The sequence below is a fragment of the Cryocola sp. 340MFSha3.1 genome (assembly GCF_000383315.1).
Lineage (GTDB): Bacteria > Actinomycetota > Actinomycetes > Actinomycetales > Microbacteriaceae > Leifsonia.
Window position 1 is genome coordinate 76934 of record NZ_KB911088.1, and the last position, 12684, is coordinate 89617.

The following is a 12684-nucleotide window of genomic DNA, read 5'->3' on the forward strand; positions in this document are numbered from 1 at the left end:
GTCAGTCGTCGCGTGCGTCGCGCAGAGCCTTCTCCGCTTCGCGGACGGCGCGTTGCGCGTCGGAGATCCGCGAGCGCAGCTCGCGTTCGGCGGCACGCGTCTCGCTCAGGTCGTCCGTGATCCGTTGCAGCCGTCGTTGCAGCGAGTCCCGCTCCGCCTCCAGGTCGCCGCGGTGGTCGACCGTCTCGTCGAGCTCGTCGTCGAGGGCCTCGGCGTCTTCGCGGGCGCGCGCGACCGCCTTCTCGGCGGCCCGGATGCGGCGCTGCCGTTCCCGGCGTTCGCTCGGCGACTCGGTGTGCTCCTCTGCGCCCGGTTCGTCGTCCGCTTCGGCCGCGCCGGCATCCTCGTTCCCGCCGCCTCCGCTCTGCGCTTTCCGGCGGCCGGGCCGCGGCGCCGGGAAGTCCTCGATGTCGATCGGCAGCGCGACGGCGTCGGAGACGTCGACCTGCTCGAGACCGGTCGACTCGAGGGCGCGCACCAGCATCCCGCTCCGAACCGCGGCGGCCGCTGCCGGGTCGATGACGGCCGCCTGCAACGTCTCCTCGACTTCACGTTGCACCGCCGGGCTGAGGTCCAGTCCGTCGGTCGCGCGCTGCAGCAGCCGCTGGCGCTCCTGGGTGAGTGCGCGGATCTCGGCGCGGTCGCGGGAGGCGAACGCATCCCGCATCCGCGAGCCGATCTCCAGCACGTCGCCGACGAGGTCCGGGTGCTCGCGGGTGAGCGCGTTGATCGCGGCCGCCGACGCCGACGGCTTGCGCAGGGTCTTGATCTGCTTGGCCGTCGAGCGGTCGGCCTGGGCCGCGGCGGCGTTGCGCCGGGCGATGAAGTCGCCGGGTGCGACCGAGTACAACTCGCCGGCCACATCCCGCAGGTCCATGCGGCGAGTGTACGCGCGGGACTCAGTGGTTGCGGAGCTCCTTCACGAGCTCGCCCTTGTTCTTCTTGGAGTAGCCGCTGAGGCCGAGCTCCTTCGCGCGCTTCTTCAGCTCGGGCACCGTCCGGTCCTCGTACGAACCGGAGTCGCCGCCCGTGCGGCCGACCGAGGATCGGCCGCGGGATGCTGCGGCGTTGGAGATGCGAGCAGCCTTCTGCTTGGAGTCCCCCTCCGTGCGCAGCTTCTCGTAGAGCTCCTGGTCTTTCAGCTGCGGCTTGTTGCCGGGCATATCCGCTCCTTCCGTTTCGGCAGGAACAGTACGCCCGGCACAGCCGGCTGTCAGGGTGCGGTCAGACGCGCGGTCCCTTCGCGGCCTTCACCGCGCCGAAGTACTCGTTCGAGGGGCGCAGCCACATCAGCACGACCGCGACGATCGTCGCCAGCACCTGCAGCAGCCCGGTTCCGAAGCCGGTCAGCAGGTTGAGCAGCGAGAGCACGGTGAGCACCGTCAGGACGATGCGCGCCCAGTTCGCGCCGCGGCGCATGAAGTAGGCGAAGAGGACGAAGACGACGGCCCAGAAGATCAGGGTGACGATCGACCAGGTCACGAGGAACGTGACGGACGCGTCCGCGACCTGCTGCGCTGTGAGGCCTCGGAGGTCGGCGCCCTGCTGCTCGATGACGCGCACCTGGTCGGCGCGCGATCCTGAGACGACCGCGATCGTGATGATGCCGCTGATCACGCTCAGCACCGCACCGGCGACGTACAGCCAGAACGCGATGTTGACCGTGTTCGGCGGAGACGTCGGCGCGACGGTGGTGGACGGACCGGTGGCCGCGGCGGGGTAGGAGCTGGGCGGCGGCGGTGGTGCAGCCGGGATGCCCTGACTGGGCGGAGGAGGAGGCGGAGGCGTGGGATCGGATGCGGGCGGCGGGCTGACCGGCTCGCCCGCCCCGGTGGGTCCGGCGGGGCGCGGTGTGCTCTCGTCGTCTGGATTCGTCATGCGGCGACCATACTCCCGGGCCGATTGGCCTGACTAGGCCTCACGGGGCGGCGCCGCGCGTCGTCACGATCCTGCGCGGGTCGCGTCATAGAGGGTGACGGGCGTCTTGCCGGTCACGGTTGTGGACTTCTGATTGAACGTTCTTTCCGGTCCTGCCCGGGTCGAGAACGCGAGTCCACTCGTTCGATGTTGAGCGAAAGGGCTTCTCGCATGCCGAGACCTCGAGTGTTGAAGATGGCTACGGCGCTGAGCGGCGCGTTCTTGATCGGTGTAGGTCTCACCGGCTTCGCCTCCCCGGACGCCGCACGAGCCAACGCCGTCGATGCCGTGGCTGCTATTGAGAAGGTGGCGCCAGCGGCGGTATCGGAGGTGGCACGTGATTCGGGTGATTCAGGAACATCGGCACGGATGGAGGTCGGAGACGGGACCACCGTGTCGGTACCGTTGGATGCGCGGGCCGGCCTGCACCTAGACGCGCCAGCTGCCGCTCCGGACATCACGATCGGTCTGCCGTTTGCGGACCGGGCCACCGCGGCGACGGGCTCGCAGAAGGCCGGCGTGGTCGTCTACGACAACAACAACGGTTCCTCCACCGTCCCTGTAGTCCACCGAGACGGCACTATCCAGATCAGTACTGTGATCGAGAACGCTGGCGCCCCCACAAGGTACGACTACCCGATCGATGTGCCGGCGGACGCCGCACTGGTAGAGGCGCCAGACGGCACTGTCGCCGTCGTGGCCCCCGACGGCGCACCGTTGGCCGTGTTCGGTGCGGCGTGGGCTAAGGACGCGGACGGCAACCCGGTGCCCACCCACTACCGAGTGACGGGCAACACACTCACACAGGTCGTCGAGCATGGTGAGCGCACCGTTTACCCGGTCGTCGCCGATCCGAGCACGGGTGTCTACTCGTACAACTGCGTGCTCACCAATGGCAGCAGCTATTTCATGGCACCGGGCTCTGCGCTCACCAACTGCAAGGGAAGCTACCTGAAGAAGTACATCAACGGTGCCATGGTCAAATCTGTAGCGCTTGCCTATAACGGAGGCGGAAGCGCGGTGAAGGTCACTGGCGCTGGATGGTGTATCGCTTCCCTGGCAGGTGTGGCCGCTCTTGCGTGGAACCCGCTCACTGCCACCGGCGCCTGGCTCTTGGGAACGGCGAGCACGCTGCTGGGAGCGTACGGGAGCTGCTACCAGCTATAGCGCTTAGGAAAGGCCGGGCTCGCTGGGGTTGACCTGGTGAGCTCGGCGGCGGTTGGGGACCCACGCTCCCAGGGCGACGACGACGAAGACGACCACCGCGAGCGAGCCTGCGACCCACAGTGGTTCGTCGCGTGCAATGGTCACCGCCACGATGAGTGAACCGACGTAGACGATGGCCGTGAGCACGAAATAGAGAATCGCTTTGGTCCCCCGTGGTCGCGCGTCGATCGTTCGCCGGGTGCTCCGGTCGATGAGTATCAGCAACAGCACGGTCGGCAATGAGACCAGCCCGCCCATCTGCTGGGGCAATGCGGCAAAAGCGAAGACGGACGCGCCGGCAACCGACGCAAGAGGAAGAAAGTACCGTAGGCGGCGGGCCGGGCGCTCACTCACGCTGGACTCCTGGATCGCCTTCATCCGCAGTTTCCTCACCCTTGTGCCGACGAGAGCGGACGTGACCGGCCGACAGTGGTCAACCGAATCGGGGAACACCCTCACTCAGGCAGACGCGTGATCTCAATGAAACGTGACGGACGGGCCGAAAGGTCACCGTGCGCGTCGGGACACGCTCGTCAGCCCGCCGTCTCCGCCGCGCGGGCGGCGGGGGCCGGCGCGAGCGGCTGGGTGGCCGGACCTTCGAGAACCGTGCCGTCCGGTGCGAAGCGCGAGCCGTGCAGGGGGCAGTCCCACGACAGCTCGGCGTCGTTCCAGCGGACCACACCGCCGAGGTGGCTGCAGACCGCGGTGAGCGCGCACGTCGTCCCGTCGACCGTCGAGACCGCGACCGGTGTGCGGCCGCGGCGTCCGACCGTGCCGGTGCCTTCCGCGACCGGTTCGTCTCCGACCTCCGGGCCCGCCTGAGCGGATGCCCACTCGGTCACCGCGGCCTTGCCGACGCCGGCGTTCATGGCGACGCCCGAGGCGATGTCCACGGGCCGGGTGACCCGGTGGTGCATCACGCGCGCCCACTCGAGCGTCTCCCCGGTCAGGTCGGCGGTGAGACTGAGTGCCGAGGCCACGGCGTTCGTCATCCCCCACTTGTCGTATCCGGTGGCCAGGTAGATGCGGCCGCGTCCGCGGGGCAGCCAGCCGACGAATGGGATGCGGTTCGCCGACCGGTAGTCCTGCGCCGCCCACCAGTGGGTCCGCTCCGCCCCGGGGAAGGTGCGCTCGGCCCAGGTGGTGAGGTCGGCGAGCTTCTCGGCCGGCGAGTCCGCGCGGCCGGCCGGGTGACCGTTGCCGCCGACGAGGAGCAGGCGGCTCCCGTCCGCCGCCGTCGCGGTGCGGAGGGAGCGGGTGGGCGAGTCGGCGGAGATGTACATGGCCTCGGGGATGTCGCCCGGAACCCGGAACGCGGTGACGTACGAGCGCGTCGGCTCGACCTTGGCGAAGTACAGCCCGCGGTCCAGGATGGGCGTCCCGGTCGCGAGGACGACCTGGTCGGCCCGGGATGTGCCGGAGCTGCTGGTCACCACAGCCGGTTTCGCGGCGGACACGTCGGTGACGCGCTCCCCCTCCACGATCCTCCCGCCGAGCCGCCGGAACTCCGCCGCGAGCGCGGCTAGGACCTTCAGCGGATGGACCTGCGCCTGACCGCCCAGGGTGAGGGCGCCCTCCACCGCGAACGGAAGCTCGGTGGTGCGCTCCTCCACGGCGTCGAGGCCGGCGACGCGGGCGGCGGCGAGTTCCGCATCCAGCTTGTCCAGACCGTCGAGCGTCGTCGCGTAGGTGACGGCGTCACGCGTCTCGTACGGGACGGCCTGTTCTTCGAGGAAGTCGAGCAGCCAGCCCTGGCCCGCCGTGTTGCCGTCGACGTAGGCGCAGAGCACGGCCTCGGAGGCGTGGCGGCGGATCGACGAGAGCGTCGTGCCCTGCAACAGGCTGACCTTGCCGGTCGTGTTGCCAGTCGTGACCGCGCCGACGGTGCGGGCTTCCAGCACCAGGACGCGCATCCCCGAGCGGGCGAGCATGAGGGCGGTGGCGAGGCCGGTCAGGCCGGCGCCGACGACGATCGTGTCGTAGTGCCCATCCCACTCGAACGTGTCGGTCGGGATGTGCGGGGAGGTCTCGAGCCAGAGGGACGTCGTCGGCGGCATGAGACGAGCATCCCCCGTCGAGGACGCCGTGGGAAGCGGTTGACTTCAGGCCAGCGAGTCGAAGTCGAACCAGAACGCGTCGTCGTCGTCCTCCCCGGCGGTGGCTCCGGAGGCGACGGGGTCGCGCGGGATCGTGGCGGTCTCGATCCGTACGCGCGTCTGCGCGGTGACGAAGATCTCACTCGGAGGTCTGCTGGACTGCGAGATGGAGACGAAGTCGCCGTCGTTCCTGCTCGCCTGAACGACCCGGGCCTTCAGCTCCTCGACCGGTGCGCGGTCGACGAAGGTGAATCTCAGGTCGTCGATGTAGACGTGGAACACCTGCATTTACCTCTCCCGGTCGTCGTTTCCTGCCCGATAGTACGCGGCCCCCCGCGTTGTGCCAGTCCGACTCTGTATCGGGCGCGGTCAGAGCAGGTCGAGATCGACGTCGGGGATGTCGTCCGTACCGTGCTCGACGTAGGTCGCCCGTTGTGGCGCGAGGGCCGCGATCCGGTGCTCGAACTCGTCGACGAACGGCTGATCGTGCAGCTCGGATCCCGAATACTCGGCGTCCTCCGCCAGCATCTGGCTGGCCGGGCCGAGCAGCAGCAGGACCTCCCCGGTGCTGCCCCCGTCCACGACAACGGGGGCGCGGACTTCGGCGGCGGCGTTGTTCTGGGCCAGCGCGGCGGCGAAGCGCACGATGACGTCGGCGATGTCGTCTCCGGTGAGGAGAGAACCGCTCGCATAATGGATGCGCTTCATCACCAATCCATACGATCACCTGGGGGAAAGGTCAAGGCTTTGCGGTGTGGCCTTGCGGTGATGGAGCGGTGCGCGTTCACTCGCGGAATGACCGATCAGACCAGACCGTTGACCGCGCTCGCCCTCGTCTGCACGCTCAAGCCGTCGCCCGGTGAGTCGAGCAGTCAGCTGCTCGCGCGCCAGCTCCTGGATGAGCTGGCGACCCACGATGTGACCGGCACCGCGGTGCGCCTCGTCGACTACGACATCAAGCCCGGTGTCGAGCTCGACGAGGGCGATGGCGACCAGTGGCCGCACATCCGCGAGCAGATCATCGCGTCCGACATCCTGCTCATCGTCACGCCCACGTGGATGGGACACCTCTCGTCGGTGGCGCAGCGCGCGCTGGAGCGTCTCGACGCCGAGCTGTCGGAGACGGACGACGCCGGCCGACCGCTCGTCGAGGGCAAGGTGGGCATCGTCGGCGTCGTGGGCAACGAGGACGGCGCGCACGGAATCATCGCCGACCTCTTCCAGGGGCTCAACGACGTCGGCTTCAGCATCCCGTCGCAGGGCGCGACGTACTGGAACGGCGAGGCGATGCAGACCGTCGATTACAAGGACCTCGACGAGACCCCGGAGGCCGTGGCGAGCGCGAACGCCGTCGTGGCGAAGAACGCCGCCCACCTGGCGCGGCTGCTCTCCGAGCGCCCGTACTGACGGGCGCAGCTAGCATGGCCGCGTGACCGAACCCGACCCCCGGATCGTCGCGCGCCTGCGGGCTGCGGGATGCGTCTTCGCCGAAGACGAGGCGCGCCTGCTGATCGAGGCGGCCGGTTCACCCGCCGAACTCGACGCCCTGGTGTCGCGTCGCGTCGCCGGAGAGCCGCTCGAGCCGCTGCTCGGCTGGGTCGAGTTCGGTGGACTCCGCCTCCACGTCGCCCCGGGGGTCTTCGTGCCACGGCGGCGCACCGAACTGCTCGCCGGGCGCGCGGCCGAACTCGCCGCGGCCACGGTCGCCGTGTCCGGCGCCGCCGTCGTGGTCGACCTGTGCTGCGGTGTCGGTGCGATCGGCGCGGTCGTCGCCGACCGCGTGCCCGCCGCCGAGGTGTATGCCGCCGATCTGGATCCGGTCGCCGTCGCATGCGCGCGGCGCAACGTCGCTCCCGACCGTGTCTTCGAGGGCGACCTGTTCGCGGCGCTCCCTTCCGAGCTGCGCGGCCGCGTCGATGTGCTGGCCGTCAACGCGCCCTACGTCCCGACGGAGGCGATCGCCCTCATGCCGCCGGAGGCGCGCGACCACGAGCCGGGAATTGCGCTCGACGGCGGCGCGGACGGCCTCGACATCCACCGCCGCATCGCCGCGGAGGCTGCGGACTGGCTCGCACCGGGCGGGACGCTGCTGATCGAGGCCGGGGAGGAGCAGGCAGCCGTCTCGGCCGCCCTCTTCGCAGCTGCCGGGCTCACGTCGCGCATCGAATCGGACGACGACCTGGGCGCGACGGTGGTCGTCGCGTCCGCGCCGTCCGCGTAGCGCCGGCGGGCGCATCCCTTCACCGCCGCGGGCGACAGGACTACCGTGCGTGGCATGAGCACGCTCGCCGCCGCGCGGCCCATGCCGGCCGACCGCGTCCGCCAATCCCTCGTCATCGCCGGCACGGTTGTGGCGCTGATCGGTGCGGTCGTCGGCTCCGGTTTCGCCGGGGGAACGCCCATCCCCGAAGTCGCGGGCGGCGCCCTGAGCGCGGACGCGACCCTGCTGGCCCCCGCCGGACCGGCGTTCGCGATCTGGTCGGTGATCTATGGCGGGCTGGTCGCCTACGCCATCTGGCAGACGCTGCCGTCGCAGGCCGCGCGCGACCGCCAGCGCCGTGCCGGATTCTGGGTGCTGGCCTCCCTGCTCCTGAACGCCGCGTGGATCCTCTCCGTTCAAGCCGGTCAGCTGGCGCTCTCGGTGGTCGCGATCGTGGCGCTGCTCGTCGTCCTCATCGCCGCGTTCGTCGTGCTCCGCCGCCACCCCGGGGACTCCACCGCCGACGCCGTGCTCCTCGACGGCGTGATGGGCCTGTACCTGGGGTGGGTCATGGTGGCGACCGTCGCGAACATCACCTCGCTACTGCAGGTGGCCGGGTTCGACGGCTTCGGCGGCAGTCCGCACGCCTGGGCGATGGCCCTGCTCGCAGTCTTCGCGGTCATCGGCTGCGCCCTCGCGGTCTGGGACGGCGGCCGCTTCGCCCCGGCTGTCGCGTCGGCGTGGGGGCTCGCCTGGATCGGCGTCTCGCGTCTGACCGGCTCGCTCATCTCGGCTCCGGTCGCGATCACGGCCTTCGCGGCGGCGCTGCTTCTGCTCCTGGTCGCCCTGGCCGTGCGGGTGGCGCGGCCGTCGCGCCGGGCGCGCGGCTGACGGATTGACGAGACACGCCGTCGCGCGGCAGTCAGCGACGGCGCGTCGCGTCAACCCGATCGGTGCTGATCCCTCCCGTACGCTGGACCGGTGGGCGGCGTACTGACCGGGTTCGGGATCATCGCCTTCGTGATCCTCGTCGGCTACGTCGCCGGGCGGCTGCGGATCGGCGGTCCGACCGCCCCGTACGTGCTGAACCGGATCGCGTTCTTCGTGACGAATCCTGCTCTGCTGTTCGTCACCCTCGCCCACGCGGACCTCCGGGTGGTGTTCTCGACCCAGCTGCTCGTCGCCGCGATCGCCGCCGTCGCCTCGGCCGCCGTGTTCGTCGCGCTGTCCCGCGCGTTCTTCCGGTCGCCCGCCCCCGAGACCACGATCGGAGCGCTGGGCGCGGGATACGTGAACGCCAACAACATCGGCATCCCGGTCGCCGTGTACGTGCTCGGCAGCGCGTCCTATGTCGCGCCCGTGCTGCTGCTCCAGCTCATCGTCTTCGCGCCGATCGCCCTCACGATCCTCGACACCACCAGCCGCGGGACGATGTCGGTGCGCTCCATCCTGACCCAGCCCATCCGCAACCCGATGATCATCGCGTCGGTGCTCGGCATCCTCGTCGACGTGAGCGGGATTCGGCTGCCGGATGCCGTGTACCAGCCGTTCGAGCTGCTCGGCGGTGCCGCGGTGCCGCTGGTGCTGATGGCGTTCGGGATGTCGCTGGTCGGATCGAAGCCGCTGCAGCCGGGGACGGGCCGCACACCGATCGTCGTGGCCGTCGCGCTCAAGTCGGCGGTGATGCCGCTGCTCGCGTTCCTGGTCGCCCGGTTCGTCTTCGGGCTGGAGGGACAGCCGCTGTTCGCGGCGGTCGCGCTCGCCGCGCTGCCGACCGCGCAGAACGTCTACAACTTCGCGGCGCGCTACGAACGCGGGATGCCCGTCGCGCGCGACATCGTGCTGTTCACGACGATCTTCGCCGTGCCCTCCCTGCTGGTCATCGCGGCGCTGCTCGCGCCCTGACCGCGCCTGACCGCGCCCTGAGCCGACCCGGTCAGCGCTCGCCGTCGAGCGACCGCAGGTACCCGGCGTTGCCGCGGATGGCCGCCTCGTAGCGCAGCAGGTCCGGCGTGCGGATGCGGTCGGCGGCCAGCTCCATCAGCTCGGCGACCGCGCCATCGCTGCGGCCGGCCGCGTGCAACGACAGCGCATGCCAGACGAGCACCGACTCGGATTCGGGGAAGAGCTCCCTCGCCCGGTCGAGCACGGCGAGCGACTCGTCGAACCGGCCGAGGTTCCGCAGCGTGCTGCCGTACTGCAGCAGGCAGCGCCGCAGGGTGTCGCCGGCGAGCCCGGCGTCGAGGGCGCGCTCGTAGTATCCCGCCGCCGTCTCCTCCTCGCCCGCGGTGTCGTAGGCGCCGCCGACCTCGTAGAGCACGCGGGGATCGGTGGGATGCTCGGCCAGCACGGCGCGCAGCGCGGCGATCGTCGGCGCCATGTCGTCGCGGTCCCTGGCGTCGAACAGGTCCCTCAGCCGCTGCAGCAGGGCGGGGTCGGTCGTCTCGGGCATCCGCCCACCCTACTGGCCGGCCCCGATCACGCCCCGGAGCGGCGCGGGCAGTTCGTGCGCGGCGAGGGCGGAGGTCAGAACGGCGCCGTAATGCTCCTTCCGGCCCGAGGTGGTGCCGAAGAACCGGTGCAGCTGCTGGTCGAGCGACCGCACCCGCTGGGCGGGCTGCTGCTGGAACATCCGGAACAGTCGGAGGTCGCCCTCCCGCTCGAGCACGTCCTCCGTCCGTCGATGCCCCAGCGCACGCACGAGCTCGGCCTCGAGGTCCGGACGGCACACGAACACGGCCTCCTCGTCGAGGCCGGCTCGTTGGAAGAAGCGCAGTTCGGCGGCATCGCAGAGCCCGCGCAGCCGGAGTCCGGCATCCCCTCCGAGCTCAGCGGCGAACCGGCGGACGCTCATCGCACCGCCCATGGGCACGACCGCGACCCCGTCGGCCGCCAGGTCGACGCCGAGGATGCGGGCGGCGGCGAGCACGGCCGCCCGATCACTGGCGCCCTCGACCAGGATCGCCGTGCTGGCATCCACCCACTGTCCGGTCACGGTCACATTGTGCACTCGCCGTCGACCCCTGTCGCGCTCGCGAAGCCGCGCGTACGGTGCGAGCCATGAAGATCATCACCTTTGCCGCAGGAGTCGCCGTCGGTTTCATCATCGGGTCGCGCGCCGGGCGCGGTGCATACGAGGACATGCGCCGCAAGTGGCGCGGGTTCGCCGAATCGGACACCGTGCAGCACGTGAAGGGCGACGTCAAGGACTTCGCCGGACGTGCCGCCTCCGACGTCGGCGACAAGGTCAGCGAGACCGTCAGCAAGGTCACCGAGAAGGCGACCTCCAAGATCGACGAGGTCACGGGCAAGAGCGGGAACGGCTCCAGCTCCACCTCGCCGGCCGTCTGAGTCAGGCTCCCTCGGGCGGGTGGGCCAGCAGGTCCACCCGCTCGCTCAGGTACGCGCCGAAGTCGCGCGCACCCGCGTCCCCCGCCGCCGGGCTCCAGCGCACCAGCGGCTGAGCATCCCGCACGAACAGTGGGCCCGTCGAGGCGCGGAGGATGGATGCGTCGAGCGGGATGACCGGCGCGTCGAAGTTCACCGTCTCGCCGTCCCGGAAGCGTCCGCGAGCCGCGGCAGCCCGCAAGGCCCTGCGCTCCTCCGCCGACCGGGATTGGTACTGCGGCCGCCCTGGAGGCGTCGCCCGGACCAGCGTCCCGGTGGCTCGCAGAACGCCCTCCGCATCCAGGAGGAAGACGCCGAGACGCCACACGCTTCCGATTCCGCGCAGCACGGGCTCCCGCTGGATCAGGAACTGACGGCGGGCGGGAATGTACTCCGCCAGCGCCTCCTGGCGCGCACCGGCCTCGGCGAGCGTCGCGACCGCGGAGGCGATGGCCGCACGGATGCGGGCGACCGCCTCCCCGTCCGCGCCGTCGTCCGTCTCCGAGCCCACGCCGAGAAGCCTACGGGCGCACCGTCGACGCCCGGCTACACCGTCCGGATGGAGAACGAGTTGTCGTCGGTGACGAGCAGGAGCTCGACCCCGGCTTCATGCCGGAGCACCACCAGAGCGGACGCGTCGGTCGCCGCCACCCGCTCCACCTGGTTCAGGAAGATGCGGGCCATCTCGTCGGTGACGCGGAAGTCGCGGCCCAGAGCGTGGACGATGTACCGCGACCGCGTGGTGGGGCGGCGGCCCAGCGCCGTCTCCTGCGCGAAGTCGTCGACGGCGACATGGAATTCAGGCGTCATGGTCATCGGGGGCTCCTTCTCTGGCCTCGCCGACGGTAGTCGCGGAAAACCGGTGCAGACAGGGGCTTGACGCGGAGTTAGATGGAAGGCATGAAGATGTTCACCTTCCCCCGAACCGACATCACCGCCTCCAACATCATCCTCGGCCTGATGCGCATCTCGTCCCTCGACGACGAGCAGATCCGCACGCTGGTCCGCACCGCCCGCGACGAGGGCATCACCATGTTCGACCACGCCGACATCTACGGCACCGAGCGTCACGGCTGCGAGCGCCGCTTCGGCGACGCGGGCGCCATCCCGGCCTCGGAGCGCGACCAGGTCGTCATCCAGTCCAAGGTCGGCATCCGCGAGGGCTTCTTCGACTTCTCCCGTGAGCACATCCTGCGCTCGGTGGACGAGTCGCTGGAGGCGCTGAAGACGGACTACCTCGACATCCTGCTGCTGCACCGCCCGGACACCCTGGTGGAGCCGGACGAGGTCGCGCTCGCCTTCGACGAGCTGCAGAGCGCGGGCAAGGTGCGCGCTTTCGGCGTCTCGAACCAGACGCCGGGTCAGATCGAGCTGCTGCAGCGGTCGCTCTCGCAGCCGCTCGTCGCCAACCAGGTGCAGCTCAGCATCACGCACGCCCCACTGATCGCGCAGGGCGTCGCCGCGAACATGGCGGGACTCGACCAGTCGATCTCGCGCGACAACGGCATCCTCGACTACGCCCGCCTTCACGACATCGTGCTGCAGGCGTGGTCGCCGTTCCAGAAGGGCTTCTTCGACGGCGTCTTCCTCGGCGACCGCGAGAACTACGCCGAGCTCAACGACGTGATCGACGAGCTGGCGCAGAAGTACGACGTGACTCCGACCGCGATCGCGGTGGCGTGGATCACCCGCCACCCGGCGGGAATGCAGGTCGTCCTCGGCACGACCAACGACCAGCGGGTGCGCGACTCGGCGGCCGGCTCCGAGATCCCGCTGACCCGCGAGGAGTGGTACCGGCTCTTCACGTCGGCAGGCCACATCCTGCCGTAGCGGCCTCAACAGGAGGAGGATGCGCGGCGCGGTCCGCATCCTCCTCCT

At 70.3% G+C, this 12684-nt stretch carries 18 protein-coding genes; 7 read left to right on the top strand and 11 right to left on the bottom strand.

Annotated elements, in window-relative coordinates:
* Position 1: 1 nt before the first annotated feature.
* From H284_RS0111255 to H284_RS21190, 3 genes are all read right to left on the bottom strand, one after another.
* Complete coding sequence (locus H284_RS0111255; RefSeq protein WP_020076307.1) at positions 2–877, bottom strand: hypothetical protein; 876 nt, start codon at positions 875–877, stop codon at positions 2–4.
* A gap of 22 nt (positions 878–899) precedes the next feature.
* Positions 900–1163, bottom strand: a complete 264-nt coding sequence (locus H284_RS0111260) for a DUF7218 family protein (protein ID WP_020076308.1) — start codon at positions 1161–1163, stop codon at positions 900–902.
* Positions 1164–1224: 61 nt separating this feature from the next.
* Positions 1225–1878, bottom strand: a complete 654-nt coding sequence (locus H284_RS21190) for a hypothetical protein (protein ID WP_231371182.1) — start codon at positions 1876–1878, stop codon at positions 1225–1227.
* A 234-nt stretch (positions 1879–2112) separates the two neighbouring features.
* Between H284_RS21190 and H284_RS20160 the strand changes: the two genes are divergently transcribed.
* Positions 2113–3084 (top strand): hypothetical protein, encoded by a 972-nt coding sequence (locus H284_RS20160; protein WP_155885489.1) that lies wholly within the window; start codon positions 2113–2115, stop codon positions 3082–3084.
* Between the two features lie 3 nt (positions 3085–3087).
* Here the strand turns inward: H284_RS20160 and H284_RS0111280 are convergent, their stop codons facing one another.
* From H284_RS0111280 to H284_RS0111295, 4 genes are all read right to left on the bottom strand, one after another.
* Positions 3088–3501 carry a hypothetical protein gene (locus H284_RS0111280; RefSeq protein ID WP_020076310.1) on the bottom strand — a complete coding sequence of 138 codons (414 nt, stop codon included), beginning with the start codon at positions 3499–3501 and terminating at the stop codon, positions 3088–3090.
* A gap of 155 nt (positions 3502–3656) precedes the next feature.
* Positions 3657–5180, bottom strand: a complete 1524-nt coding sequence (locus H284_RS0111285) for an FAD-dependent oxidoreductase (RefSeq protein WP_020076311.1) — start codon at positions 5178–5180, stop codon at positions 3657–3659.
* Between the two features lie 45 nt (positions 5181–5225).
* The gene (locus tag H284_RS0111290; RefSeq protein ID WP_018192703.1) at positions 5226–5507 is read right to left on the bottom strand and encodes a hypothetical protein; all 282 of its coding nucleotides are present in this window, start codon (positions 5505–5507) and stop codon (positions 5226–5228) included.
* 81 nt (positions 5508–5588) lie between these two features.
* Entirely contained in the window at positions 5589–5927 is a 339-nt protein-coding gene (locus tag H284_RS0111295) for a hypothetical protein (protein WP_020076312.1), read from the bottom strand.
* Positions 5928–6014: 87 nt separating this feature from the next.
* Here H284_RS0111295 and H284_RS0111300 point away from each other — a divergent pair, with 87 nt between their 5' ends.
* From H284_RS0111300 to H284_RS0111315, 4 genes are all read left to right on the top strand, one after another.
* Positions 6015–6626 carry a flavodoxin family protein gene (locus H284_RS0111300; RefSeq protein WP_018192701.1) on the top strand — a complete coding sequence of 204 codons (612 nt, stop codon included), beginning with the start codon at positions 6015–6017 and terminating at the stop codon, positions 6624–6626.
* Positions 6627–6648: 22 nt separating this feature from the next.
* On the top strand, positions 6649–7440 hold the full coding sequence (locus tag H284_RS0111305) for a putative protein N(5)-glutamine methyltransferase (RefSeq protein WP_020076313.1): 792 nt from the start codon (positions 6649–6651) through the stop codon (positions 7438–7440).
* A gap of 54 nt (positions 7441–7494) precedes the next feature.
* Positions 7495–8310, top strand: a complete 816-nt coding sequence (locus H284_RS0111310) for a TspO-related membrane protein (RefSeq protein ID WP_020076314.1) — start codon at positions 7495–7497, stop codon at positions 8308–8310.
* Between the two features lie 90 nt (positions 8311–8400).
* Positions 8401–9324 carry an AEC family transporter gene (locus H284_RS0111315; RefSeq protein ID WP_020076315.1) on the top strand — a complete coding sequence of 308 codons (924 nt, stop codon included), beginning with the start codon at positions 8401–8403 and terminating at the stop codon, positions 9322–9324.
* A 31-nt stretch (positions 9325–9355) separates the two neighbouring features.
* Here H284_RS0111315 and H284_RS0111320 read toward each other — a convergent pair whose 3' ends face one another.
* Both H284_RS0111320 and H284_RS0111325 read right to left on the bottom strand, forming a co-directional pair.
* On the bottom strand, positions 9356–9871 hold the full coding sequence (locus tag H284_RS0111320) for a tetratricopeptide repeat protein (RefSeq protein WP_020076316.1): 516 nt from the start codon (positions 9869–9871) through the stop codon (positions 9356–9358).
* Positions 9872–9880: 9 nt separating this feature from the next.
* The gene (locus H284_RS0111325) at positions 9881–10414 is read right to left on the bottom strand and encodes a TOPRIM nucleotidyl transferase/hydrolase domain-containing protein (RefSeq protein WP_231371183.1); all 534 of its coding nucleotides are present in this window, start codon (positions 10412–10414) and stop codon (positions 9881–9883) included.
* A 65-nt stretch (positions 10415–10479) separates the two neighbouring features.
* On the opposite strand from H284_RS0111325, the gene H284_RS0111330 reads away from it, so the two are divergent.
* Positions 10480–10770 (top strand): hypothetical protein, encoded by a 291-nt coding sequence (locus H284_RS0111330; RefSeq protein WP_018192695.1) that lies wholly within the window; start codon positions 10480–10482, stop codon positions 10768–10770.
* A gap of 1 nt (position 10771) precedes the next feature.
* Here the strand turns inward: H284_RS0111330 and H284_RS0111335 are convergent, their stop codons facing one another.
* Together H284_RS0111335 and H284_RS0111340 are read right to left on the bottom strand one after the other, a co-directional pair.
* Positions 10772–11317 (bottom strand): hypothetical protein, encoded by a 546-nt coding sequence (locus H284_RS0111335; protein WP_020076318.1) that lies wholly within the window; start codon positions 11315–11317, stop codon positions 10772–10774.
* Between the two features lie 35 nt (positions 11318–11352).
* A complete protein-coding gene (locus H284_RS0111340) occupies positions 11353–11622 on the bottom strand; it encodes a hypothetical protein (protein WP_018192693.1) in 270 nt (89 codons plus the stop codon).
* Positions 11623–11706: 84 nt separating this feature from the next.
* Between H284_RS0111340 and H284_RS0111345 the strand changes: the two genes are divergently transcribed.
* On the top strand, positions 11707–12636 hold the full coding sequence (locus H284_RS0111345) for an aldo/keto reductase (protein WP_020076319.1): 930 nt from the start codon (positions 11707–11709) through the stop codon (positions 12634–12636).
* Positions 12637–12684: the final 48 nt, after the last annotated feature.

Bases quoted from the DNA above. Each gene is read 5' to 3' on its own strand.
- H284_RS0111255 (WP_020076307.1), bottom strand. From the start codon at position 877: ATGGACCTGCGGGATGTGGCCGGCGAGTTGTACTCGGTCGCACCCGGC.
- H284_RS0111260 (WP_020076308.1), bottom strand. From the start codon at position 1,163: ATGCCCGGCAACAAGCCGCAGCTGAAAGACCAGGAGCTCTACGAGAAG.
- H284_RS21190 (WP_231371182.1), bottom strand. From the start codon at position 1,878: ATGACGAATCCAGACGACGAGAGCACACCGCGCCCCGCCGGACCCACC.
- H284_RS20160 (WP_155885489.1), top strand. From the start codon at position 2,113: ATGGCTACGGCGCTGAGCGGCGCGTTCTTGATCGGTGTAGGTCTCACC.
- H284_RS0111280 (WP_020076310.1), bottom strand. From the start codon at position 3,501: ATGAAGGCGATCCAGGAGTCCAGCGTGAGTGAGCGCCCGGCCCGCCGC.
- H284_RS0111285 (WP_020076311.1), bottom strand. From the start codon at position 5,180: ATGCCGCCGACGACGTCCCTCTGGCTCGAGACCTCCCCGCACATCCCG.
- H284_RS0111290 (WP_018192703.1), bottom strand. From the start codon at position 5,507: ATGCAGGTGTTCCACGTCTACATCGACGACCTGAGATTCACCTTCGTC.
- H284_RS0111295 (WP_020076312.1), bottom strand. From the start codon at position 5,927: ATGAAGCGCATCCATTATGCGAGCGGTTCTCTCCTCACCGGAGACGAC.
- H284_RS0111300 (WP_018192701.1), top strand. From the start codon at position 6,015: ATGACCGATCAGACCAGACCGTTGACCGCGCTCGCCCTCGTCTGCACG.
- H284_RS0111310 (WP_020076314.1), top strand. From the start codon at position 7,495: ATGAGCACGCTCGCCGCCGCGCGGCCCATGCCGGCCGACCGCGTCCGC.
- H284_RS0111320 (WP_020076316.1), bottom strand. From the start codon at position 9,871: ATGCCCGAGACGACCGACCCCGCCCTGCTGCAGCGGCTGAGGGACCTG.
- H284_RS0111330 (WP_018192695.1), top strand. From the start codon at position 10,480: ATGAAGATCATCACCTTTGCCGCAGGAGTCGCCGTCGGTTTCATCATC.
- H284_RS0111340 (WP_018192693.1), bottom strand. From the start codon at position 11,622: ATGACCATGACGCCTGAATTCCATGTCGCCGTCGACGACTTCGCGCAG.
- H284_RS0111345 (WP_020076319.1), top strand. From the start codon at position 11,707: ATGAAGATGTTCACCTTCCCCCGAACCGACATCACCGCCTCCAACATC.